21 protein-coding genes are annotated in these 22,384 nt (G+C 75.0%); 15 read left to right on the top strand and 6 right to left on the bottom strand.

Features of this window, described 5'->3' with window-relative positions; all coding sequences use genetic code 11:
- Positions 1–180: 180 nt before the first annotated feature.
- On the bottom strand, positions 181–759 hold the full coding sequence (locus ACFQ80_RS02335; RefSeq protein ID WP_430548792.1) for a dTDP-4-dehydrorhamnose 3,5-epimerase family protein: 579 nt from the start codon (positions 757–759) through the stop codon (positions 181–183).
- 175 nt (positions 760–934) lie between these two features.
- On the opposite strand from ACFQ80_RS02335, the gene ACFQ80_RS02330 reads away from it, so the two are divergent.
- Genes ACFQ80_RS02330 through ACFQ80_RS02305 form a run of 6 tightly spaced genes read left to right on the top strand, consistent with a single transcriptional unit; the run spans position 935 to position 7,457 of the window.
- Entirely contained in the window at positions 935–2,380 is a 1,446-nt protein-coding gene (locus ACFQ80_RS02330; protein ID WP_430562412.1) for a glutamate-1-semialdehyde 2,1-aminomutase, read from the top strand.
- Positions 2,377–3,228 (top strand): sugar phosphate nucleotidyltransferase, encoded by an 852-nt coding sequence (locus ACFQ80_RS02325; protein ID WP_430547287.1) that lies wholly within the window; start codon positions 2,377–2,379, stop codon positions 3,226–3,228. Before ACFQ80_RS02330 ends, ACFQ80_RS02325 begins: the two co-directional genes overlap by 4 nt.
- Positions 3,229–3,235: 7 nt before the next feature.
- Complete coding sequence (locus tag ACFQ80_RS02320) at positions 3,236–4,450, top strand: polysaccharide pyruvyl transferase family protein (protein WP_430562411.1); 1,215 nt, start codon at positions 3,236–3,238, stop codon at positions 4,448–4,450.
- On the top strand, positions 4,447–5,097 hold the full coding sequence (locus ACFQ80_RS02315) for a PIG-L deacetylase family protein (RefSeq protein ID WP_430562410.1): 651 nt from the start codon (positions 4,447–4,449) through the stop codon (positions 5,095–5,097). The genes ACFQ80_RS02320 and ACFQ80_RS02315 overlap by 4 nt, the downstream gene beginning before the upstream one ends.
- Positions 5,094–5,978, top strand: coding sequence for a glycosyltransferase family 2 protein (locus tag ACFQ80_RS02310; RefSeq protein ID WP_430562409.1), 885 nt, complete (start codon positions 5,094–5,096; stop codon positions 5,976–5,978). Before ACFQ80_RS02315 ends, ACFQ80_RS02310 begins: the two co-directional genes overlap by 4 nt.
- A 60-nt stretch (positions 5,979–6,038) precedes the next feature.
- Positions 6,039–7,457, top strand: coding sequence for a DUF4038 domain-containing protein (locus ACFQ80_RS02305; RefSeq protein ID WP_430562408.1), 1,419 nt, complete (start codon positions 6,039–6,041; stop codon positions 7,455–7,457).
- A gap of 9 nt (positions 7,458–7,466) precedes the next feature.
- Here the strand turns inward: ACFQ80_RS02305 and ACFQ80_RS02300 are convergent, their stop codons facing one another.
- Positions 7,467–8,663: a glycosyltransferase family 4 protein gene (locus ACFQ80_RS02300; protein WP_430562407.1), complete on the bottom strand. Its 1,197-nt coding sequence runs from the start codon at positions 8,661–8,663 to the stop codon at positions 7,467–7,469.
- Between the two features lie 174 nt (positions 8,664–8,837).
- On the opposite strand from ACFQ80_RS02300, the gene ACFQ80_RS02295 reads away from it, so the two are divergent.
- The 3 genes from ACFQ80_RS02295 to ACFQ80_RS02285 are packed head-to-tail and all read left to right on the top strand — an operon-like array spanning position 8,838 to position 12,561.
- Entirely contained in the window at positions 8,838–10,427 is a 1,590-nt protein-coding gene (locus ACFQ80_RS02295; protein WP_430562406.1) for a lipopolysaccharide biosynthesis protein, read from the top strand.
- Positions 10,428–10,450: 23 nt separating this feature from the next.
- Positions 10,451–11,509: a glycoside hydrolase family 99-like domain-containing protein gene (locus ACFQ80_RS02290; RefSeq protein WP_430562405.1), complete on the top strand. Its 1,059-nt coding sequence runs from the start codon at positions 10,451–10,453 to the stop codon at positions 11,507–11,509.
- On the top strand, positions 11,506–12,561 hold the full coding sequence (locus ACFQ80_RS02285; RefSeq protein WP_430562404.1) for a glycosyltransferase family 4 protein: 1,056 nt from the start codon (positions 11,506–11,508) through the stop codon (positions 12,559–12,561). Before ACFQ80_RS02290 ends, ACFQ80_RS02285 begins: the two co-directional genes overlap by 4 nt.
- Positions 12,562–12,605: 44 nt before the next feature.
- On the opposite strand, the gene ACFQ80_RS02280 is transcribed toward ACFQ80_RS02285, so the two are convergent.
- Positions 12,606–14,411 (bottom strand): hypothetical protein, encoded by a 1,806-nt coding sequence (locus tag ACFQ80_RS02280; RefSeq protein ID WP_430562403.1) that lies wholly within the window; start codon positions 14,409–14,411, stop codon positions 12,606–12,608.
- Between the two features lie 9 nt (positions 14,412–14,420).
- Positions 14,421–15,092 (bottom strand): hypothetical protein, encoded by a 672-nt coding sequence (locus tag ACFQ80_RS02275; RefSeq protein WP_430562402.1) that lies wholly within the window; start codon positions 15,090–15,092, stop codon positions 14,421–14,423.
- A 224-nt stretch (positions 15,093–15,316) separates the two neighbouring features.
- Between ACFQ80_RS02275 and ACFQ80_RS02270 the strand changes: the two genes are divergently transcribed.
- Entirely contained in the window at positions 15,317–16,309 is a 993-nt protein-coding gene (locus ACFQ80_RS02270) for a GDP-mannose 4,6-dehydratase (protein WP_430562401.1), read from the top strand.
- On the top strand, positions 16,306–17,262 hold the full coding sequence (locus tag ACFQ80_RS02265) for a GDP-mannose 4,6-dehydratase (RefSeq protein ID WP_430562400.1): 957 nt from the start codon (positions 16,306–16,308) through the stop codon (positions 17,260–17,262). Before ACFQ80_RS02270 ends, ACFQ80_RS02265 begins: the two co-directional genes overlap by 4 nt.
- Positions 17,263–17,268: 6 nt before the next feature.
- On the opposite strand, the gene ACFQ80_RS02260 is transcribed toward ACFQ80_RS02265, so the two are convergent.
- Positions 17,269–17,526: a PqqD family protein gene (locus ACFQ80_RS02260; protein WP_429764490.1), complete on the bottom strand. Its 258-nt coding sequence runs from the start codon at positions 17,524–17,526 to the stop codon at positions 17,269–17,271.
- Positions 17,527–17,737: 211 nt separating this feature from the next.
- Between ACFQ80_RS02260 and ACFQ80_RS02255 the strand changes: the two genes are divergently transcribed.
- The 4 genes from ACFQ80_RS02255 (at position 17,738) to ACFQ80_RS02240 (ending at position 20,529) form a co-directional block, all read left to right on the top strand.
- Positions 17,738–17,851 (top strand): lasso RiPP family leader peptide-containing protein, encoded by a 114-nt coding sequence (locus tag ACFQ80_RS02255; protein WP_176168750.1) that lies wholly within the window; start codon positions 17,738–17,740, stop codon positions 17,849–17,851.
- A gap of 107 nt (positions 17,852–17,958) precedes the next feature.
- Positions 17,959–19,113 (top strand): asparagine synthase-related protein, encoded by a 1,155-nt coding sequence (locus ACFQ80_RS02250; RefSeq protein WP_430562399.1) that lies wholly within the window; start codon positions 17,959–17,961, stop codon positions 19,111–19,113.
- A complete protein-coding gene (locus ACFQ80_RS02245) occupies positions 19,110–19,550 on the top strand; it encodes a lasso peptide biosynthesis B2 protein (protein WP_430562398.1) in 441 nt (146 codons plus the stop codon). Before ACFQ80_RS02250 ends, ACFQ80_RS02245 begins: the two co-directional genes overlap by 4 nt.
- A 1-nt stretch (position 19,551) precedes the next feature.
- Entirely contained in the window at positions 19,552–20,529 is a 978-nt protein-coding gene (locus tag ACFQ80_RS02240; protein ID WP_430562397.1) for a hypothetical protein, read from the top strand.
- On the opposite strand, the gene ACFQ80_RS02235 is transcribed toward ACFQ80_RS02240, so the two are convergent.
- Positions 20,460–22,349, bottom strand: a complete 1,890-nt coding sequence (locus tag ACFQ80_RS02235) for an ABC transporter ATP-binding protein (RefSeq protein WP_430562396.1) — start codon at positions 22,347–22,349, stop codon at positions 20,460–20,462. The two genes, ACFQ80_RS02240 and ACFQ80_RS02235, sit on opposite strands and share 70 nt — an antisense overlap.
- Positions 22,350–22,384 lie beyond the last annotated feature (35 nt).

Genomic DNA, 22,384 nt, shown 5'->3' with positions numbered 1-22,384 from the left:
CCCTCCTCGGTCGGCGCGCCGTGACACGAAGGACGCTATCGAACGGACGTTCGAACCGTCTCGGGTGCCGGCGAGACCTGTGGAGGAGTCGGTCGTCCCCAGGGGAAGGGGCAGGTTCGCCGCGGCGCCACGCCGCGGTGCGTCCCCGGGGAGGGGCGTGCCGCACGTGCCCGCGTCGGCCTACAGCACGTCTGCGCCGGGCCCCGACGTCGCGCCGCCGAGCTGCTGGACGAGCGCCACCCACGACCCGGCGGCGGCGTCGCGGTCGCTGACGAGCGAGACGGGCAGCGGCCACCGGACCCCGAGGTCGGGGTCGAGGTGGTGCACGGCGACGTCCTCGGCCGGGTCGTGCTCGGCGTCGATGCGGTAGCAGACGTCCGCGGTGTCGGTGAGCGTCTGGTGGCCGTGCAGGCAGCCGCGCGGCACGTACAGGACGTGGAAGTCGACGTCGTCGAGCCGGAACGCCTCCCACCGGCCGAACGTCGGCGAGCCGGGCCGGGCGTCGACGACGACGTCGTGCACGGCGCCGTGGGCGACGCGCACCAGCTTGGCCTCGCCGCCCCCCACGCGACCGTGCAGCCCGCGCACGACGCCGCGCCGCGAGCGGGACTGGCTGTCCTGCACGAACGCCGCCGGGTCGAGGCCGGCGCGCTCGGCGGTGGCGGTGTCGAACGTGCGCGTGAACAGCCCGCGCTCGTCGCGGTGCGGGGTGGGGGCGAGGATCAGCACCCCGTCGAGGGTGGTGGGCAGCACCTGCATGTCCACACGCTACGAAAGCGGGCGCGACCCGGTCGGGTGAAGTCGGCCGGGGCGCCGGATGAAAAGGCCCGCGGGGCCTTCAACGCCGCCGGGACGCGCCGCAGACTGGCGGCGGGGCCGGCCCCCTGCCGGCCCCACCAGGCTTACGACCCACCTCCCGACACCCGGGGGCACCATGACACAGCTGGCGCAGCACGCTTCGCAGCCCGACCAGATGCAGCCCGACCCGACGCAGCCCGGGGAGCCCGTTCGCTCCTTCGAGCGGTCCACGGCCGCGCAGGCCCGGCTGCACCGTCTCGTGCCGGGCGGCGCGCACACCTACGCCCGCGGGGCGGACCAGTACCCGGAGGGCATGGCCCCGGTGCTGGCGCGGGGCGCGGGCGCGCACGTGTGGGACGTGGACGGCAACGAGTACGTCGAGTACGGGATGGGGCTGCGCAGCGTCACGCTCGGCCACGGCTTCCGGCCCGTGGTGGACGCCGTGACGGCGGCGATCGCCGACGGCGTGAGCTTCTCCCGGCCCAGCCGGTGGGAGCTGGAGGCCGCCGAGGCGTTCTGCGCGCAGGTGCCGGGCGCCGACATGGTGAAGTTCGCGAAGAACGGTTCCGACGTCACGACCGCGGCCGTCCGGCTGGCGCGCGCCGCCACGGGCCGCGACCTGGTCGCCGTCTGCGCGGACCACCCGTTCTTCTCCACCGACGACTGGTTCATCGGCACGACCCCGATGGACGCCGGGATCCCGCGGGCGATCAGTGACCTCACGGTCCGCTTCCCGTACGGCGACCTGGCCGCCGTGGAGGCCCTGCTCGCCGCGCACGAGGGCCGGGTCGCCGCCGTCGTCCTCGAGGCCGCGACCGCGCACGCGAGCCCCCCGCCCGGCTACCTGGAGGGGCTGCGCGCCCTGTGCGACCGCACCGGGACGGTGCTCGTGTTCGACGAGATCATCACCGGGATGCGGTGGTCCGCCGGCGGCGCGCAGACCGTGTACGGCGTCGTGCCGGACCTGTCGACGTGGGGCAAGGCGCTCGGCAACGGGTTCGCCGTCTCGGCGCTCGCGGGCCGGCGGGAGCTCATGGAGCTCGGGGGGCTGGCGACGGACGCGCGCCGCGTCTTCCTGCTCTCCACCACCCACGGCGCGGAGACGGCGGGTCTCGCGGCGTGGCTGGCGGTGCACCGCGAGTACGCCGCGAGCGACGTGCCCGGCGCGATGGCCACCCAGGGCGAGCGGCTGCGTGCCGGCGTGCAGCAGGCGGTCGACGCCGCCGGGCTGACCGGCTGGGTGACGGTGTCCGGGCACCCGGCGTGCCTGGTCTTCGGCACCCGCGACCACGCCGGCGCGCCCTCGCAGGCGTACCGCACCCTGTTCCTCGCCGAGCTGCTGCGCCGGGGCGTGCTGGCGCAGTCGTTCGTGATCTCCGCCGCGCACACCGACGCGGACGTGGACCGGACGGTCGAGGCCGTCGCCGGGGCGCTGCCCGTCTACGCCGCCGCCCTGGACGCGGGCGGCACCGAGGGTTTCCTCGTCGGCCGGCCCGTCGCCCCCGCGCTGCGGGAGCGGGCCGCGCCGCGCCGTGTCCGTCAGACGCCCGACGACGGGCAGGCCCTGGGAGGGACGTCATGAAGGTCGTGCTGTTCTGCGGCGGGCTGGGGATGCGGATGCGGTCCGGCCCCGACTCGCTGCCCAAGCCGATGATGCCGATCGGGTCGCGACCCGTCCTGTGGCACATCATGAAGTACTACGCGCACTACGGGCACACGGAGTTCGTGCTCGCGCTGGGGCACGGCGCGAACGCCGTGAAGGACTACTTCCTCCACTACTCGGAGACGCACTCCAACGACTTCGTGCTCACCAAGGGCGGCGAGCACGTCGAGCTGCTCAGCAGCGACATCAGCGAGTGGCGCATCACGTTCGTCGACACGGGGATCGACACGGCGATCGGCGAGAGGCTGCGGCGCGTGCGCCGGTTCCTCGACGACGACGAGGTCTTCCTCGCCAACTACGGCGACGTGCTCACGGACGCGCCGATGGACCGGATCGTCGACGACTTCCTCGCCACGGACGCCGTCGGGTCGCTCATGGCGGTGGCCCCGCAGGACTCGTTCCACGTGGTGCGCTACGACCCGGACGGCACGATGCGCGACCTGGAGCCCGTGGCCGACATGAGCATGTGCATCAACGGCGGCTACTTCGTGCTGCGGCAGGGCATCTTCGACTACCTCGGCGAGGGCGAGGACCTCGTCATGGACGCCTGCGTGCGCGCCGCTCGCGCCGGCCGCTTCCGCGTGCACCCGCACACCGGGTTCTGGGCGCCGATGGACACGCTCAAGGAGCGCTCCGCGCTGGAGGAGATGAACCGCGTGGGCGACCGGCCTTGGGCGGTGTGGGACCGCGGCGCGCGCCCCGCGCCGCGACGCGTGCCCGAGGTCGAGGTCGGCGAGGTCGTGGGTCCGGCTCGTGCCGGCGCGTGAGGTCCCGGTGCCTGAGCTCCCGGTGCGTGAGGTGAAGGTGCACGTCGGGCTGCTCGGCGAGTTCGGGGTCCACAACTTCGGGAACGAGGCGTCGCTCGCCGCGATGCTGGGCGTGCTCCGTGCCGACGACCGGCTGGTCCCGGTGGTGGTCGCCGACCGCTGCGAGGCGGTGACGGCGGAGCACGGCGTGGCGGCCGTGCCGTTGCACCATCCCGGTGTCCGTCGCGGGGGAGCGGGCGGCCTGCTCGGCAAGCTGGCCGACGCGCGCCGCGCGTGGCGAACGGTCGGCGACCTGGACGCCGTGGTCGTGCCCGGCACCGGGATCTTCGAGGGGCTGGCGATCGCCCCCGGGGGGATCCCGCTCACCCTCTTCTGGTACGCGCTCGCCGCCCGCCTCCGACGACGGCCGTTCCTCGCCCTGTCGGTCGGGGTCGACGCCGCCTTCCACCCCGTGACGGCGCGACTGTTCCGCTGGACGCTCTCCGCCGCGACCCTCGTGACGGTGCGCGACGACGGGTCGGCGCGCGCCGCACGCCGGCTGGGGGTGCGACGCCCCCTCGACGTGGTGCCCGATCTCGTCCTCGGGCTCCCGGCCCACGGCGCCCCCCGCCGTGAGCGTCCGCGCGTCGTCGTGGGAGTCATCGACTACCGGGGCCTCGGGACGGCGGAGGGGGAGGCGGACCGCGCCGCCTACGTCGCGCGGATGGTGCGGGTCGTCCAGCGGGTGGCGGCGTCCGGCGCCGACGTCGTCGTGCTCGGTGGCGCGCTGCCGGACGCGCCGACCGCCCGCGAGGTCGCCGCCCGTGCGGCGTCGGCCGGCCCCGGCAACGTCGAGGCCGTGGAGGCGGGGTCGCTGGCGGACGTGGCGCGGGAGACGGCCGGGTCACGGGTCGTCGCGGCGGCCCGGTACCACCACCTCGTGACGGCGCTGCGGCTGGGGGTCCCGGCCGTGTCGCTCGGCTACGGCGCGAAGCAGGGACGGCTGCTCGAGCAGTTCGGCCAGGGGGACCAGGTGCACACGGTCGACGGCTTCGACCCGGACGAGGTGGCCGACCAGGTGCTCGCCCTGCTGCGGGAGCCCGCGCCGGACACGAGGCCGGTGCTCGCGGACGCTGCCCGGCGGCTGGCGGCCCAGGAGGAGCGGCTCCGCGACGTCCTCGCCTTGACGCTTCCCGGAGCCGCCGCCGGCAGCCCGCACGAGTGGTCGGGGGCCGCCCGATGATCGGCCTCGCGCTGCCCGACGGCCCGCTGCGGGTGGTGTGCCTCGCCGCGCACCCGGACGACGTCGAGATCGCCTGCGGCGGCACGCTCCTGGCGCTCGCGGCGCGGGGTGGTGTCGAGGCGGCGTACCTCACGCTCACCGGCGACCCGTCCCGCCAGGACGAGGCGCGCACCGCCGCCGAGGCGTTCCTCCCCGGCGCGACGAGCGTGTTCGGCGGGCTGCCGGACGGGCGCCTGCCGGATCGGTGGGGTGAGGCGCGGGCCGCGCTGCACGAGCACGCCGAGCGGGTCCCGGCACCGGACCTGGTGCTGGCGCCGCGGCCCGACGACGCGCACCAGGACCACCGGCTGGTGGGGACGATGGCTCCGACGGTCTGGCGCGACGCCCTCGTGCTGCACTACGAGATCCCCAAGTGGGACGGCGACATGGGTCGCCCGTCGACCTACGTGCCGGTCCCCGACGCGCTGGCGCAGCGCAAGGTCGAGCTGCTCGACGCCTGCTACGCCTCCCAGAAGGCTCACGACTGGTGGGACCACGAGGTGTTCCTCGGGCTCCTGCGCCTGCGCGGGATGGAGTGCCGCAGCCGCTACGCCGAGGCGTACACCGTGACCAAGAGCGTGCTGTCGCTCGGCCGGGGGACACCGTGACGCGGGGCGCGCCGGCCCCGGTGCTGTCCTTCGGGCTGCCGGTGTACAACGGCGAGCGGTTCCTCGAGGGAGCCCTCCAGGCCCTGCTCGCGCAGGACCTGGAGGACCTCGAGGTCGTCGTCTCCGACAACGGCTCGACCGACGGCACCCAGGAGATCTGCCGGGCCGTCGCCGCGGCCGACCCCCGCGTGCGGTACCTCCGCGCCGAGACGAACCACGGTGGGACGTGGAACTACCGGCGCGTCCTCGAACGGTCCGCGGCCCCCCTGTTCAGCTGGGCGGCCGTGGACGATCTCTGGCTCCCCACGTTCGCCTCCTCGTGCGTGCGGGCCCTCGACGAGCGCCCCGACGCCGTGCTGGCGATGACGCGGGCCCGGCTGGTCGACGGTGACGGCACGGTCACCGACGGCCTCGGGGACGCGGACCTCGGGTTGGACGCCGACGCCGCGCACGAGCGGCTGCGCCGGTTGTTCCGGTCGCAGGCGTCGCACGTCATGTACGGCGTGATCCGGCGCTCGGCGCTCGCCCGTGCGCGCCCTCTGCGCCCGATGGTGGGCGACGACATCGTGCTGCTGACCGAGCTGCTCTGCCAGGGGCTGGCCGTCGTCGTCGACGACCGGGCGTTCCTGCAGCGGCGGGTGCCCGAGCAGCTCTCGCTGCAGGGCCAGGAGCAGGTGAAGTGGCACGCGCCGTCCGCGCGGGTCCGCTTCGCCTTCCCGCAGACGCGGCTCAACCTCGAGCTGTACCGGGCCGTCGCGACGACGCGCCTCCCGCTCCGGGAGAAGGCGCGGTGCTGGTCGCAGATCGTGCCGGGCTGGGTGCTGCCGAGGTGGCGGGGGATGGCCCGCGACGTCGCGACCGCTGCCGGGTTCGCGGGCTGATCGGGCGGCGTCGTGGTGCGGGAGAGGTCGCACGGGCGGAGACGCCGGGTCGTCGCCGTCGTGGCGACGACGGCCGTCGTCGCGCTCGCGGTCGCCGGCGCCGCGTGGTGGTGGGACCGGGAGCACCAGGGGCAGGCGAGCCGGATCGGTGGCACGGCCGGGCCGGTCGCCGCGGAGCTGCCCGCGACGCCGCCGCCCGCGCCCGAGACGCCGGACGGGGCACACCTCGTCGCGGGCGTGGGTCCGGACGGGCGGTACTTCGTCGACCAGGACGGCGCGCCGGTCCTGGTGCGCGGCGACTCGCCCTGGTCGCTGCTGGTCGACCTGTCGCCCGAGGAGGCGCTGACCTACCTGGACGACCGGCAGGGACGTGGGGTCAACGCCCTGATCGTCTCGCTGCTGGGCGCGACGGCCAACGGCGGGCCGTCCGACGACGGCGCGACCGCGGACGGTCTGCTCCCGTTCGTGGACGGTGACGTCCTGTCCTGGGTGCCGGAGTACTGGGACCGGGCCCACGCGACCCTCGCCGCCGCGGCGGAGCGCGGCATGTCGGTGTTCCTCTACCCGGTGGACGGCTGGACGGTGGGTCGCGCGTTCTTGCCGTCCTCGCAGCAGGAGTGCCGTACCTACGGCGAGCGGGTGGGCACGTGGGCAGCCGACCTGCCCGGCGTCGTCTGGATGACGGGCGGGGACTACTTCCCCGCGGCGGACGACCCGGCGGCCGGCAGCGACGTCGACCGGTGCTTCGACCAGGTGGTCCAGGGCATCCGCGACACGGGAGACCACCGGCCGTTCTCGATCCAGCTGGGCTACCCGCGCTCCGTCTCCACCGACGACCCGTACTGGGCCTCCCGGGTGGACTTCACCTTCGTCTACTCCTACCCGCCCGCCTACGACGCCGTCCGGCAGGCCTACGACCGCGAGCCCGCCGTCCCCGCGCTCTTCGCCGAGGGCGGCTACGAGGGCGAGAACAACGACGGCGGGCCGCCGACGAGCCCCGAGTCGCTGCGGCGTCAGGCCGCGTGGGCCCTGACGTCGGGTTCGCCGGGGGACTTCTACGGCAGCGACGACTGGGAGTTCCTCGACGGTTGGCAGGGCCGCCTCGACGCGCCGGGCCTCCGACAGGTCGGCGTGGTGCGGGACGTGGTCGAGGCGCTCCCCTGGTGGGAGCTGCACCCCTCCGACGACCTCGTCATCTCCGGCGCGGGGGCGGCGCGGACCGGCGACACGACGGACGTCCTCGACGGCGACCGCGCGACGGCGGCGGCCACGGCAGACGGTCGCGCCGCCGTCGTCTACGTCCCGACGGAGCGTGTGCTCGGGCTCGACCTGGCGGTGCTCGCCTCCGCGGGGAGGGCGCGCTGGGTGGACCCGTCGTCCGGGGCGGCGACTCCTGTGGCGCTGACCGAGCGGATGCGCACCCCGGGGCGGAACGCCGACGGCGCGGGCGACTGGCTGCTGGTGATCGGACCGGGCTGACGCCGGCTCTCAGGTCGCGGGCATCCCCGCCGGCCTGACGGACGTCAGGCCGAGGTCGCTGAGGACGACGTCGAGGGTCCGCCGCGCCGCACGCCAGTCGTGCGCCCGCGCGTGTCGCAGGCCGCGTTCACGGGTCGTGGCCAGGAACACGCTGTCGTCGGCGAGCCCCTCCAGGGCCGCGGCCAGGGCGTCGGGGGACCCGGGCGGCACCAGCACCCCGGCGTCGCCGGCCGCCTCGGGGATGCCTCCGGTCCGTGCGGCGACGACGGCGGCGCCGGACGCCATCCCTTCCAGCACGGTGAGGGCGAACGGCTCGGCCCACCGGGAGGGCACCACCACGACGTCGGCGGCGCGCATCAGGGCGGCCACCTCGTCTCGGGGCCGGAACGGGAGCCAGCGCACGGCGTCGCCGAGCGGCCGGGCGGCGGCCCGCAGCTCGCGCTCGTACCGGGTGAGGGGCGCGCCGGGGGCGAAGTGCGGCGTGCCGACGACGGTGGCGACCACGTCCGGCCGGCGGAGCCGGAGCAGGGCGTCCACGAGGACGTCCGGCCCCTTGTCGGGCACGGTGCGCCCGACGAACACGACCCGCAGCCGCTCCCCGGCGACCCGTTCGGCGTCACCGGGACGGAAGAGCGCGGTGTCGACCCCGTTGTGCACCACTCGAACGCGGTCACGCAGGCGCGGCGGCAGGCGGTCCGCGGTCCGCTCGGCGACGTAGCCGCTGACGCAGACGACGGCGCCCGCGGGGTCGAGCACCCGGGCCGCCTCCCGCGGGGAGTACGTGCGCAGCAGCTCGTTGTGCGCGTAGAGCACGGCAGCGTGCCGGTCGACGTCCACGAGCGGGACGAGCTGGGGGAGGTTGTGGCCGAGGACCACGGAGGCGGGCCACCGCGCCTGGTCCGCGAGCGCGGCGGCGAGCGGCCGCCGGGCGCCGGTCCGGGGCAGGCCAAGGCGCGCCGCCGCGGCGTCGCGGTAGCGGTCGGCGCGCTGCTGCGGCACGGGGTCGTACTCGACGACGTCGGCGCTCGGGTAGCGGTCGGGGTAGGTGCCGCGCGCGACGGCGACGACCGACCGCGGGGCTCCGGGCGGGGTCGCGGACGCGAGGCCGTGCACGACCGAGGGCAGGGCGCTCCCGGTCGAGGGGGAGAAGTGGTCGCCGGGCGTGATCACGTGCAGGTGGCTCCCGGCCGGGACTCCGATGGCCATGCCGTCGAGCCTAGGTCGGGGGCGGCATCCTCCCGGGGGTGAAACGTGCCCGCGCCCGGCTGAAAAACCGCTCCGGCCCTCGGAATGCCGGCGGTCGTCGGAAACGATGGCCGGTGTGACAGCACACGTCGTCCTCGTCCGCGCCGACCGTCCGGCGGCGGCCCGGTGCGTGCGATGAGCACGGACGAGAGGTCCGCCCCACCGGCGCCGGTACCGAGCGCGGACGCGCGCGGCGAGGCCATGACGCGCGGCGAGCTCCAGGATCGGGCGATCCGGGGCGCCCTGTGGACGTTGGTGCACGTCGCCGTGATGCTGCCGCTGGCGTTCGCCGTCAACATCGTCGTCGCGCGAGTCCTCGGTGTCGTCGACTACGGGCGCCTCGCGTACCTCTCGACCGTGCTCGCGCTCGTCCTCACGACCATCGACCTGGGCGTCGGGACCGGCCTCGTCCAGTTCGGGTCGAAGGCGCACGCCGCCGGCCGGTTCGCCGAGGTGCGGCACATGCTCCAGGCGGCGCAGGGCTACAAGATGCTCGTGGGCGTGCCCGTGGTGGGCACGGCGGTGCTGCTGCTCATCGACGCCGATCCTGTGCTCACGGTGATCGCCCTCGTCTTCGGCGTGCTGGTGCCCCTGACGTTCTCCGGGGCGGGCGACGCGCTCGCCATCGAGAACAAGACGGCGCAGAACGCGCAGGCGGCGATGGTCGTCAACCTCGTCGCGCAGGTCCTGGTGGTGGTCGCGGCCACGACGGTGGGCACGGCCGACGCCATCTGGGCGGTGCGCCTCGTCGCGGCCGGCCTGGGCGCGGTGGCCTACCTGTACTTCGTGGCGCCCCTGTACCGCAGGGTCCTGCTGCGCCCGCGTCTGCGCCGGTTTCCGCCGGGCTTCTGGGCGTTCGCGCTGCCGGCCGGCGCGGCCGGCCTGGTCGAGGCGTTCGTCTCGTCGCGCAGCGAAGTGCTGGTGCTGACCTGGATGTCGGAGCCGGAGGCCGCCGGAGTGTTCGCCCTCGCGATCGGGCTCGGCGTCCACCTGTTCGCCCCGGCGCAGTCGCTGCTGGGGCCGCTCGTGCCGGCGATCTCGGGGCTGCGCGAGGTGGACCACGAGGCGGTGGCGCGCGCGCTGGGCCGCGCGCTGCGCGCATCCTCGACCGCGACGGCGGGCGTGGTGGCGGCGGCGACCCCAGCGTTCGCGCTGCTCGTCCCGACGATCTACGGTGCCGAGTTCTCCGCCGTGCCCCCGGTGCTCGTCGTCCTGAGCGTGGCCGGCGGCCTGCTGGTGATGGCCGGACCGCTCAAGGCGTTCCTCATGGCACGGCTCAAGGGCACCTGGCTGCTGTGGGCGAACCTCGCCTGCCTGGTGGTCGACGTCGGGCTGACGGTGGCGCTGATCCGGCCGCTCGGGGTCTGGGCCGCGGTGCTCGGCAACGCGACGGCGGCGGTGCTGCTCTTCGGCGGCCTGCTGGTCCTCGAGGCGCGGTCGCTGGACCTGCCGGTCCGGCGGGCGCTGGCCATGGTCCAGCCGTTCGTGCTCGGCGCCGCGATCTCGGTCCTGACGTGGTGGGGCGTCGACGAGGTCGGGGCGCCCCCGGTGCCGTCGGCGGTCGTGGCCGCCGTGCTGGGCCTCGGGCTGTTCGTGGGCGCGGTACGGCTCACCCGGTCGGGCCTCACGCCCGCCGATGCCGACGCGGTGGCCCGGTCCGTGCCGGCGCGGGTGCGCGCCGTGGCCGTGCCGCTGCTCAAGGTCGTCTCCGCGAGCCGGGCATGACGTCGAACGAGAGGGACGAAACGTTGGAAGCCAGGGCCGTCGCCTTCTACCTGCCGCAGTTCCACCCGATCCCCGAGAACGACGCGTGGTGGGGGCCGGGGTTCACCGAGTGGACCAACGTGGCGCGGGCGCGCCGCCTGTACCCGGGGCACCGGCAGCCGCTGGTGCCCGCCGACCTCGGCTTCTACGACCTCCGGCTGCCGGAGGCGCGGGCCGCGCAGTCGGAGCTGGCCGCGCAGTACGGGGTGGAAGCGTTCGCGTACTGGCACTACTGGTTCGGCAACGGGCGCCGCATCCTGGAGCGGCCGTTCGCGGAGGTGCTGGCCTCCGGCGCGCCCGAGGTGTCGTTCTGCCTGGCGTGGGCGAACCAGACGTGGAGCGGCATCTGGCACGGCGAGGCCGACCGCATCCTGGTGCAGCAGCACTACCCGGGCGTCGAGGACTACACCGCCCACTTCGAGGCCGTGCTGCCCGCGTTCCGCGACCCGCGCTACCTGCGCGTGGGCGGGCGGCCCGTCTTCTACGTCTTCCGCCCCGAGGAGCTGCCCGACGCCGCGGACTTCGTCGACCTGTGGCAGGGCCTGGCACGCAAGGCCGGGCTCGAGGGCCTCTACCTCGTGGCGGAGATGAGCGACCTGCTCGGCGGTGGGCCCCGGTACGACCGGGTCAAGGAGGACGGGTTCGACGCCGGGGTGTACATGCGGATGCCGGCCGGGGCGTCGCGGGCGGAGCTGCTGAGGATGCGCGCCCTGCGGCGGGCGGCGGGCGGGCCCGAGGTCTTCCCCTACTCGACGGACTGGTCCGGGCAGAACCGCACCGGCGACCTGGTCCAGCCGTGCGTCTACCCCAACTGGGACAACACGCCGCGCTCCGGCCGCGGGGGCGTCGTGCTGCACGGTGCGACGCCGGAGAAGTTCGGGGAGAACGTGCGGCAGGCGGTGGCGTCGATCGCGCACCGGCCCGCCGACGAGCGCCTGCTGTGGGTCAAGTCGTGGAACGAGTGGGCGGAGGGCAACCACCTCGAGCCCGACCTCCGGCACGGCCGCGGCTGGCTCGAGGCGCTGCGGGACGGCCTGCGATGACCCCGGGCACGCCGCCGGGACCCGCGCGGCCCCTGCGCATCGCGATCGTCTCCTACTACCTGCCCAGCACCAGCAAGCAGGGCATCGGCTACCAGGTGCACGAGCTCGCGACCGAGCTCGCGCGGCGCGGTCACGACGTCACGGTGCTCAGCGACTGCCCGCCGGTCGACGGGGCCGTGTACGCGCACCGGCACCTGCGGATGACGGGCTCGCTGCGCACGTTCCGGTTCGCGCTCGCGCTGCGCCGCGTGGACCTCTCGTCCTTCGACGTGCTGCACGCCTGGGGCGACGACTACTGGCTGTGGCGCCGCCGCGTGCCCCGGCACGTGCGCACGCTCGCCGGGTCGTGCTTCGAGGAGGCCCGCACCATCAGGGGCGCCAAGGAGAAGGCGCGGATGGTGCTCCTCGGGCTGTCCGAGGTGCTCGCGTCCCTCGTCGCCGACCACACCGTCGTCATCTCGCCCGAGACGCGCCGCTGGTATCCGTGGGTGCGCGACGTCGTGCCCTGCGGCACGGACGTCAGCCGGTTCCGGCCCGACGCCGCGCGGCGGGCGGACCACCCCGTGGTCCTGTTCGTCGGCTACTGGCGCGGACGCAAGCGCGGCGCGGAGCTGGCGCGCCAGTTCCAGGAGACGGTGCTGCTGAAGCACCCCGACGCGGAGCTCTGGATGGTCAGCCAGGACGTGCCCGACGACGTGGGCCCCGGGGTCCGAGCCCTGGGGCGGCTGACCGACGACGAGCTGGCGCTCGCCTTCCAGCAGGCGTGGGCGTTCTGCCTGCCGAGCGACTACGAGGGCTTCGGCATCCCGTACGTGGAGGCGATGGCGTCCGGCCTGCCGGTGGTCGCGACCCCCAACCCCGGGGCGCGATACGTGACGGACGGCGGCCGCACCGCCGTCGTCGTGCCGCTGGAGGACGTCGGCACGGCGCTCGCCGAGCTCCTGGCCGACGACGCGCGGCGGGAGGAGCTCGCGGCCTCGGCGCTCGAGCGCGTCCAGGAGTTCACGCTGGAGCGCGTCGTCGACCGGTACGAGTCGCTCTACCGCGCCTGACCCCTACCCGTCGGCACGCCCGTCGGCACGCCTGACGGCGGCGGTCAGGGCAGCGGCTGCGGGGCGCAGTCGGTCAGCGCGACGCTGAACGTGGTGGGCGTGTCCGGCGTCTCGATCATGGCGCCGTCCTCGTCGCCCTCGAGCTCGATCGTGTAGACGTCGCCGGGGGACAGGTACGTGGGCCGCCACGTGTCCGTGCCGCGCTTCCACTCGATCACCAGCACGTCGCCCTCGAGGACCTGGATCCGGCAGCCGTCGGCCCACGACCCCATGTAGGGGTGGATGACTTCGCCGTCGAGGTCGCGCACGGTGCGGGAGTTCGAGCCCTCTCGCGCGTTGGTGGGGTACGCGGCCCACTCCGGCCAGGCGAGCGCGCCGCCCACCCACGGCGTCCAGCCGTCGTCCGCGCACGTCGCGTAGGCGTCGCAGTGCCAGAGCGCGAGCGTCGAGTCCATCACGACGGCGTCCGCGGGGACGGTGGGCGTGGGCGTGGGAGTCGGCGTGGGGGTCGGCTCGGGGTCCGGGGTCGAGCCGTCCCCGGGGGTGTGCACGTAGGTGAACGACGAGTCGTCGTTCTGCACCGACAGCACCTGGTCGGACGGCAGGCCGGTCACCGTGTGCTGCTCGCCGGCGGACAGGCGCGCGATGCTGCGGTGCGGTCCCGTGGGCGTGCCCGCGTACAGCGTCGCGGAGCCCGTGACGACGGCGACGGTGTCGCCGTTGGCCGCGGCGGCAGGCAGGTAGACGGCCTCCGACGTCGTGTACCCGTGGCGGGTCGTGATCGCGCCGGACGTCTCGGGCCAGGCGATCGCGTGGCCCGACGTCGTCTCTCCCCACGGGCAGGGCTCGCCGGTGCAGCGCCACGTGACCGGCAGGGATGCCGCGTCCTGGCCGGGCGTGGGTGTCGGGGTCGGCGTCGGCGTGGGTGTCGGGGTGGGCGTCGGCTCCGGGGTGGTGGCGTCCCCGGGGACGTGGAGGTAGCGGAACGGACCGTCGTCGTTCTGGACGGACAGCACCTCGCCCGCCGGAAGGTCGGCGACCGTGAGCTCGTCGCCCGCCGAGAGCTGGCCGATGCTCCGGTGGGGTCCGGAGGGCGTGCCCGCGTAGAGCCGGGCCGACCCGGAGACGACCGTGATGGTGTCGCCGTTCGCCGCCTCGGCGGGCAGGTAGACGGGCTCGGACGTCACATAGCCGTGCCGTGCGGTGATCGCCCCGGAGCCCGCGGGCCACGCGACGGCGTGACCGGTCGTCGACGCACCCCAGGGGCACGGGTCACCGGTGCAGGTCCAGGTGACGGGACGTGACGCGGCGCCCTGGCTCGGCTGGGGGGTCGGCTCGGTGGACGGCTCGGGCGTGGGCGTGGGCGTCGGTTCGGGGTCGGGCGGGGCCTCGCCCCCGGGCGTGAACGCGTAGGCGAAGGTCGCGCCGTCGTTCTGGAGGGACACGACCTCGCCGTCGGCGAGGTCGCCGACCGTGAACGCGTCGCCGGCCGACAGCGCGGCGAGGTGGCGGTGCGGGCCGTCGAGCTGGCCGGCCCACACGCCCGCCGAACCCTCGACGACGGTGATCGTGGCGTCCTCGGCCGCGTCGTCGGGCAGGTAGATGGCGTCCGACGTCGTGTAGCCGTACCGCTCCGACAGCGCGCCCGAGCCCTCGGGCCACACGGCCGCGTTCCCGGTGGTCGTCTGCCCCCAGGGGCACGGCTCGCCGGTGCATGTCCAGGTCACCGCCCGGGACTCCGTGCGCGCGGGCGCGTCTCCGTCCTCGGCCGCGGCCGGGGAGATCGAGCCGGCGGCGAGGACGAGGGCGGGGGCCAGGAGCCGTGTCGCGCGGCGGCGTCGCGTGGTCATACGGTGACGCTATGCCGCGTCCTGCGCCCGCAGGGCGGCGACCTGGGTGAACTTGCCGTCGGCCCGGGGTGAAAGCGCTCCGGGGAACGCGGCGGAGGCCGCCGAGGCGGCAGCCCCGACGAGCAGCAGCGACCCCAGGACGTCGACGGGGCGGTGGGCGAAGGCGACCACGTTGACCACGCAGGCGACCAGCACGGCGGCGACCGCCACCTCGCGCACGACGACGTGCCCGGCCCTGGCACGGCCGGGCCAGAGGACGACGAGCGCGATGGCGAGTGCCGCCGTCGCCGCGACGTGCGTGCTCGGGAACGTGTTGTACGGGTAACCGAGCGCCACCTCGTGCACGGGGCGCGGCAGGACGGCGCCGCGCAGCACGAGGGCGAGGACCGCCGCGGCGGCGAGCGCCAGGCAGGCTGCCAGGGCCCGCCATCGCCGGTCGCGGACCGCGCGGACGGCGAGCGCCGCGACGACGACGCCGAGCCCCAGCACCAGGACCTCACGGGCGACGGCCGCGACGGGGTGCAGCATCGCGCCCGCGCCGGTCAGGACGCTGAACGCCACCGCGTCGACCCACTGTCCCCACGGCGCGACGACGCCGGCGCCGTACAGCAGCACGAAGCCTGCGGCCAGCGCCGCGGCCCGCGCGGCGTGGTCGCGGCGTCCCCGCTCCCGGCGTGACATGCCATCGATGGTTCTCGCTCGCGTGCGGCCCGGTCGAGGGCACGGGCGGATGAAGTTCGAGCGGGCGGGCAGGCGCGGCGGGCGCACTTTCACCCAGGTACGCGCCCTGTTCACCCGGTGCAGACGGTCTCCACGCCCCTCTTGCTGATTAGCGTGGTGGCGTCCCAGAAGGGGAGTGCCGCCGGGGGACGGCGCTGACTCGGCGCACAGAAACGGTGAGCAAAATGCCTCGAGCACTGATTACCGGGATCACCGGCCAGGACGGTCTCTACCTCTCCGAGCTCTTGCTCTCGAAGGGCTATGAGGTCTGGGGTCTGATCCGCGGGCAGAACAACCCGAAGCTCGACCTCGTGCGGCGCACCGTGCCGGACGTGCGGCTCGTGACCGGCGACCTGACCGACCTGTCGTCGCTGCTGCGGGCGCTGGACGCGGCGCGGCCCGACGAGGTCTACAACCTCGGCGCGATCTCCTACGTCGCCTACTCGTGGGAGAACGCGACGCTCACCAGCGAGGTGACCGGCAAGGGCGTGCTCAACATGCTCGAGGCGGTGCGGCTGCACGCGGGCGACGACCCCGCCGCCGTGCGGTTCTACCAGGCGTCGAGCTCGGAGATGTTCGGCAAGGTGCAGGAGGTGCCGCAGCGCGAGTCGACCCTCCTGTGGCCCCGGTCGCCCTACGGCGTCGCGAAGGTGTTCGGGCACTACATGACGATCAACTACCGCGAGTCGTACGGGCTGCACGCCTCCAGCGGCATCCTGTTCAACCACGAGTCGCCGCGCCGGGGGCCGGAGTTCGTCACCCGCAAGGTGTCGCAGGCGGTGGCGCGGATCAAGCTCGGCCTGCAGGACTCGCTCACCCTGGGCAACCTCGACGCCCGCCGGGACTGGGGGTTCGCCGGCGACTACGTCGACGCGATGTGGCGGATGCTCCAGCAGCCGCAGGCGGACGACTACGTGGTCGCGACCGGCCGGACCCACTCCATCCGCGACCTGCTCGACGCGGCCTTCGGGTGCGTGGGCGTCGAGGACTGGTCGGGCTACGTCACGCAGGACCCGCGCTTCATGCGGCCGGCGGAGGTCGACCTCCTCATCGGGGACCCGTCCAAGGCCCGTGACGTGCTGGGCTGGGAGCCGCGCGTCGACTTCGAGCGGCTGGTCGCGATGATGGTCGAGAACGACCTGGACGAGCAGGTGGAGCTGGCCGGGATGCGCCCGTGACGGTCGCCCTCGTCACCGGTGTCGCGGGCCAGGACGGGTCGTACCTCGCCGAGCGGCTCGCCGCCGAGGGGGCCGAGGTGCACGGGCTGGTCCGCGTCGGCGAGCGCACCGTCGGGCTGCCCGCCGGGGTCCGTCTCCACCAGGGCGACCTGCGCGACGCCGAGGGGCTCGCGGAGCTCGTGCGCCGCACGGGTCCGGACGAGATCTACAACCTGGGCGGGATCAGCTCGGTCGCGTACTCGTGGCGGCACCCCGTCGAGACGGGCGCCGTGTCGGGGCTCGGCGCGGTGGCCCTCTACGACGCGGCGTGGCGCCTCCAGGAGGACACGGGGCGGCCCGTCCGGGTGCTCCAGGCCTCGAGCGCGGAGATCTTCGGCACGCCCGACCGCGCGCCGCAGGACGAGGGCACGACGGTGCGGCCGTCGTCGCCCTACGGCGCCGCCAAGGCGTACGCCCACCAGATGGCCGCGGTGTTCCGGCTCCAAGGGCTCGGCGTGTCGACGTGCGTGCTCTACAACCACGAGTCGCCGCGCCGTCCGGAGACGTTCGTGACCCGCAAGATCACCGCCGCCGCGGCCCGGATCGCACACCGCGGCTCCGGCACCCTGGCGCTCGGCAACCTCGACGCGCGACGCGACTGGGGCTGGGCGCCCGACTACGTCGACGCGATGGTGCGGTCGGTCCGGCACCCGGTCGCGGACGACTTCGTCGTGGCGTCCGGGACGACTCGTTCCGTGGCCGACTTCGTGGCCGCCGCGTTCGCCGCGGCCGGCGTCGACGACTGGGAGCCCCACGTCACGGTCGACCCGCGGTTCGTGCGCCCTGCCGACCCGACGGAGCAGGTGGGGGACGCCCACCGGGCCCGGACGGTGCTGGGATGGGGCGGCACGCTCGCGTTCGAGGAGATCGTCGACCGCATGGTGCGGCACGACCTCGCCCTGCTCACGGCCTGACCGCGCTCACTCCTCGACGAGCAGGCCGCGGTCGCGGAGCGCGTCCACGAAGGCCTCGGCGTCGCGCCGCGCGACGTCGGCGGGGATGTCGTACTCGACGGCGAGCGCGTCCGCGAGGTCGCCGGTGGTGCGGTCCTCCTGCAGCAGCTTCGCCGTGAAGGCGCCGGAGCCGTTGGTCGTGAGGTACGTGGACGACGCGAGGTCGAGGATGACCAGCTCGCCGTCGATCTCCTGCCAGGTGACGCCGTCCTCGCGCAGCCTCATCGCCGTGCCTCTCGTCGCGGTTCTCCGGTCGTGCCGCCCCGAGGATAGGCCGATCCAGGGCCCGGGGTGGGGGCGGGACGGAGGTTTCACCCGGCGTCGGGTGAAAGGCGTCCGGGTGCGGGGTGACTTCGGCCCGAAGTCCTTGACCGGTCGTTGCTCGCGGCGCGACGTTGGGCGCGTCCTGCACGAACGAGGAGAGGGGAGTGCTCCGATGTACGAAGCACCGCGCATCACCGAGGTGGGCTCGGTCAAGGACGTCACGCTCGAGCAGCAGTTCGCCTTCGACTACGACGGCGACCTGTTCCACAAGGGCAAGGCGTCCTGAACCCACTCAGGGACAGGGTGCCGGTCGTTCCGACGTCGGAACGGCCGGCACCTCCGGTGTCCTCCGAGCCCTCCCCGCAGCGTCCCCCCGAGCAGCCTGGAACGACGATGACGTCCTTCTACCGCCCGACGGCCTTCGAGGTCGCCGCGTGCTGGCTGCCCGGGCTGGTGCCCGACCCCGTGCCGACGACGCCCCGCGAGGTCGGGAGGCCGCTGGAGGCGATCAAGTCGTCCGTGCGGCGCGCCTCCGGCGGGCGCCCGGTGGCCGTCACCTTCTCGGGCGGTCGGGACTCGTCCGCCGTGCTCGCCGTCGCGACTGCCGTCGCCCGCGAGGACGGGAACCCCGACCCGGTGCCCGTGACGTTCCGCTACCCCGGGGTCGCGGAGGCGGACGAGTCCGCGTGGCAGGAGTCGGTCGTGCGGCACCTCGGGCTCTCCACGTGGCGGCGGATCGACGTCGGAGGCGAGAACGACCTGCTGGGAGACGCGGCGCGGGAGAGCCTGGTGCGCCGGGGGCTGCTCTTCCCCGCCACCATGCACGTGAAGGACGCGATGCTGCGCGAGCTGCGAGGGCATGTGGTGCTGACGGGGGAGGGCGGCGACGAGGTGCTCGGCGACCGCCGCTCCCGGGCTCTGCTGAGGGTCGCGCGCGGCCGGGGGAGGGCGGGGACCCCCCGCCGGGCCGCCCTGGACTCGCTGCTGCCCGCGCGGCGGTGGCGCGAGCGCACCGCCGCGGCGCGCAGCACGGCGGCGCTCACCTGGCTCGGGCGCGAGACGACGGCTCGGCTCGCCGACGAGATCGCGCGCGACGCCGCGGCCGAGCCGCTGTCGTACGCACGCGGCCTGCGCTGGCTGCGCCGGAGGCGCGCGAGCCGGGTCTTCCTGGACACGTTCGGTCAGGTGGCCGCCGACCACGACGTCGTGCTCGCCCACCCGCTGCTGGACGACGACTTCCTCGGGGCGCTCGGCGCGGCTCACCCGTGGGGCTTCCCCGACCGCACCGCGGGCATGCGCGCCGTCTTCGGCACGCTGCTGCCGGACGCCGTGTGCGCCCGGTCCGACAAGGCGTCGTTCAACCGCGCGTACCTGGGCAGCGCGACGCGCGACTTCGCCCGCCGGTGGGGCGGGGACGGCGTCGACGCCGCGCTGGTCGACGTCGACGGGCTCCGCGCCGCGTGGCTGTCCGGCTTCCCGCCCGGTCCGACGAGCCTGCTGCTGCAGCAGGCGTGGTTGGCGTCCGTCGGGGCGGAGCCGGTCCGGTGACCCCGTCCGGGGTGTGGCGCCGGGTGAGCGCCGTCCCGCTGGCGCTCCGGCTCCTGGGCGCCCTGCTGCTGCTCGAGCGCCGGCTGCGGCGGTGGGACGTGGCGCGCGTCGCCCGGCGGTACGACCTCACCCTGCTGGCGTCCGCCGAGCCTGCGTCCGGCGACCTCGACCCCGGCGTGCTGGACGACGCGGAACGGCGGCGGCTCCGCGTCCTGCGGCGGGTGCTGCGGCTGCCCGGCGTGAACGGTACCTGCCTGCGCTCGGCGATCCTCGCCGGCCGGCTGCTGCGCCACCGTCGTCCCGCGCTCGTGCTGGGCGTCGCCAAGGCGGGTGGCGTCGTGCGGGCGCACGCCTGGCTGCGCATCGACGACAAGGACCTCGACCCGGACCGCGGCACGGGCTTCCGGCCGCTCGCGGTCCCCACCCAGGGAGCGTGACATGGACCGCCAGCTGCTGTACGGCCTGATCGTGGAGGCGCCCTTCGACCTGCACCAGGACCGGGCGGAGGAGGGCGCGGCCCGGGCCGACGTCGTGGTCGCCGCCGGCCCGGGCACCGACCAGCGCACCGCCCCCGACGGGCGGCCGGTCCTGCACCACGAGCTGGCCGGGGACCCCTGGTACACGGCCTGGGACCTGGGCGCCGACGGCTACCTGCTCCGGTTCCACGAGGCGTGCGACTTCGAGGTGTCGGCCGACCTGCGCCACGTCGTGCTGCGGGAGGCGGACGGCGTCGACCCCGGGCTGAGCCGGGTGCTCACCACCGGCGGGATGCTCGCGTTCCAGCTGTACCTGCGCGGCGAGGCGGTGCTGCACGCGAGCGCGGTGGAGGACGACGACGGCGTGGTGGCGTTCGTCGGTTACTCGGGCATGGGCAAGTCGACGATGGCGACCTTGCTGTGCGCGGAGGGGGCCGCCCTCGTCACCGACGACGTGCTGCGCCTGGACCGCGGCGACGACGGCTTCGCGGCCCGGCTGGGTGCCACGGAGGTGCGGCTGCGCAAGGGTGCCGACACGCTGGCCGAGCGGTTCGCCGCGCGGGTGCCCGGGCGCCGCGTGAGCGCCGACGCCCGCCACGTGCTGCAGCTCGGCGCTGGAGCGCGCGACCGCCGCCCGCTGCGCGCGATCGTCGTGCCGCAGCCCGACCGTGCCGGCGGGGAGCTCGTCGTGCGCCGACGGACCGGCACCGCGGCGCTCTTCGAGCTGTTGCACTACCCGCGGCTGCACGGCTGGCTGGACGAGCGCGTGCAGAGCGCCCACCTGCGCCACCTCGCCGACGTCGCCCGCACCGTCCCCGTGCTGGTGGCGGACGTCCCGTGGGGGCCTCCGTTCGCGCCGGGGCTGGGCGCTCAGGTCCTCCGGTCGGTGGGCGAGGCCTCGGCGCGCCCGTTGGTCGGGGCCGACGCGGCGTTCAGGTAGGACCGGGCCTGGACCGTGAACATCTCCGCGTAGGCGCCGTCGAGGGCCATCAGCTCGTCGTGCGAGCCCTGCTCGACCACCACGCCGTCGTCGAGCACGACGATGCGGTCCGCCGAGCGCACGGTGGAGAAGCGGTGCGACACGAAGAGCGCGGTCCGCCCGTCGAGCGTGGCCCGCAGCGACGAGAACAGGTCGTGCTCCGCGAGCGGGTCCATCGCGGCGGTCGGCTCGTCGAGGATGACGAGCGCCGCGTCCCGGTAGAAGGCCCGGGCGATCGCGACCCGCTGCCACTGGCCGCCGGAGAGCTCCGTGCCGCCGGGGAACATGCGCGAGAGCCGCGACTCGTAGCCGTCGGGCAGGCCGGCGAGTGCGGCGTCCACGCCGGCGACCCGGGCCGCACGCCGTACCCGCTCGTGGTCGACCGGGACGTCGGGTCGGCCGAGGGCGATGTTCCACGTGGCCGTGTACGCGTAGTGGACGAAGTCCTGGAAGATCACCGCCACCTGGGGGCGCACGGCCGCGCCGCGCATCCCGGACAGCGGCCGGTCGCCCCACAGGACGGTGCCCGACGTCGGCTCGTACAGGCCGCCGAGGAGCTTGGCGAGGGTGGTCTTGCCGGAGCCGTTGGCGCCCACCAGGGCCACGACCTCGCCGGGGCGCAGCGCGAGGTCCACGTCGCGCAGCGCCGGTCGCCGCGAGCCCGGGTAGGTGAAGGAGACACCACGGGCGAAGACGCCCGGGAAGGCGGCCGGCGGCTCCTCGCTCCCGGTGGCCGCGCGCGCCGCGGCCCGCCCGTCGGTGAGGAACGCGTGCACGTCGTCGAGGAACAGCCCCGACTCGAAGATCTGCTGGACGCCGCCGAAGATGCCCTGGATCTGCCCCTGGAGCATCCGGACCGCGACCACGGCGGCCCCCGCCTCGGAGAACGTCACCTCGCCGCGCGTGATGAGCCAGGCCAGCAGCAGCAGCACGCCCGCGAGCACGACGGCCGCGGCGAGGTTGCCCGCGCCGTTCGTCAGCGCCCGGCGCCGCACGTGGCGGGCGAGGTCGGCCAGGTACGTGCCGTACAGCTCGCGGTAGCGCGCCTGCAGCCACGGGGCCGACTGGAAGGCGCGGATCTCCTTGGCCTCGTCCCGGCTGCTCTGCACGTAGTTGGTGTAGATGCGCTCGCGCTCGTTGGTCGTCTGCGCCACCTTGAACGCGAACTCCAGCCTGCCCTCGCGTCGGCCCGTGACCAGCAGGGGCAGGCCGCCGAGCGCGAGCAGCGGGAGCAGCACGGGGTGCAGCGCGACCAGCGCGGCGCCCACGCCGACCGTGGCGATCGACGACCCGAGGAGGTCGAACATCCCCTGGGTGACCTGGAAGGGCCTCGAGAGCGCGTTGACGCGGACCCGCTGCAGACGGTCGTAGAAGACAGGCGACTCGAAGTGCTCGAGCGGGACGCTCGTCGCGACCTCCTGCACGTCCTCGGCCATCAGTCGCGCCACGTGCTCGCCGAGCACCCGGCGTGCCGAGGCCTGGAGCCCGCCGGCGACCGAGGCGAGACCGGTCAGGGCGGCCAGGGCGAGGACCGGTCCGGTGACCGCCGCGACGCCGCTCGTGCCGTCGGCGAGCGCGAGCAGCACGTCGAGGAGTGCGGAGACGACGAGCACCTGGCCTGCCAGCGCCCCCGCGACGAGGACCTGGAGGACCAGCATCGCGACGAACAGGGGCCGGCTCGCGCGCCAGGACACCTGCAAGGAGCCGCCGAGCAGGCGCAGCAGGCGGCGTCCCCTGCGCTCGTCGCTCTCCGGCGTCCCGCCCACCGCGCTGTCTGCCACCGACCGCTCCGTCCTCCGCCGGGGCCCGGCCCGGC

Source organism: Isoptericola sp. NPDC056578, from assembly GCF_042793275.1.
Lineage (GTDB): Bacteria > Actinomycetota > Actinomycetes > Actinomycetales > Cellulomonadaceae > Isoptericola.
This window is presented reverse-complemented; position numbering and strand designations above follow the sequence as displayed.

Bases quoted from the DNA above. Each gene is read 5' to 3' on its own strand.
- ACFQ80_RS02335 (WP_430548792.1), bottom strand. From the start codon at position 759: ATGCAGGTGCTGCCCACCACCCTCGACGGGGTGCTGATCCTCGCCCCC.
- ACFQ80_RS02330 (WP_430562412.1), top strand. From the start codon at position 935: ATGACACAGCTGGCGCAGCACGCTTCGCAGCCCGACCAGATGCAGCCC.
- ACFQ80_RS02325 (WP_430547287.1), top strand. From the start codon at position 2,377: ATGAAGGTCGTGCTGTTCTGCGGCGGGCTGGGGATGCGGATGCGGTCC.
- ACFQ80_RS02315 (WP_430562410.1), top strand. From the start codon at position 4,447: ATGATCGGCCTCGCGCTGCCCGACGGCCCGCTGCGGGTGGTGTGCCTC.
- ACFQ80_RS02300 (WP_430562407.1), bottom strand. From the start codon at position 8,663: ATGGCCATCGGAGTCCCGGCCGGGAGCCACCTGCACGTGATCACGCCC.
- ACFQ80_RS02295 (WP_430562406.1), top strand. From the start codon at position 8,838: ATGAGCACGGACGAGAGGTCCGCCCCACCGGCGCCGGTACCGAGCGCG.
- ACFQ80_RS02285 (WP_430562404.1), top strand. From the start codon at position 11,506: ATGACCCCGGGCACGCCGCCGGGACCCGCGCGGCCCCTGCGCATCGCG.
- ACFQ80_RS02280 (WP_430562403.1), bottom strand. From the start codon at position 14,411: ATGACCACGCGACGCCGCCGCGCGACACGGCTCCTGGCCCCCGCCCTC.
- ACFQ80_RS02275 (WP_430562402.1), bottom strand. From the start codon at position 15,092: ATGTCACGCCGGGAGCGGGGACGCCGCGACCACGCCGCGCGGGCCGCG.
- ACFQ80_RS02270 (WP_430562401.1), top strand. From the start codon at position 15,317: ATGCCTCGAGCACTGATTACCGGGATCACCGGCCAGGACGGTCTCTAC.
- ACFQ80_RS02260 (WP_429764490.1), bottom strand. From the start codon at position 17,526: ATGAGGCTGCGCGAGGACGGCGTCACCTGGCAGGAGATCGACGGCGAG.
- ACFQ80_RS02255 (WP_176168750.1), top strand. From the start codon at position 17,738: ATGTACGAAGCACCGCGCATCACCGAGGTGGGCTCGGTCAAGGACGTC.
- ACFQ80_RS02250 (WP_430562399.1), top strand. From the start codon at position 17,959: ATGACGTCCTTCTACCGCCCGACGGCCTTCGAGGTCGCCGCGTGCTGG.
- ACFQ80_RS02240 (WP_430562397.1), top strand. From the start codon at position 19,552: ATGGACCGCCAGCTGCTGTACGGCCTGATCGTGGAGGCGCCCTTCGAC.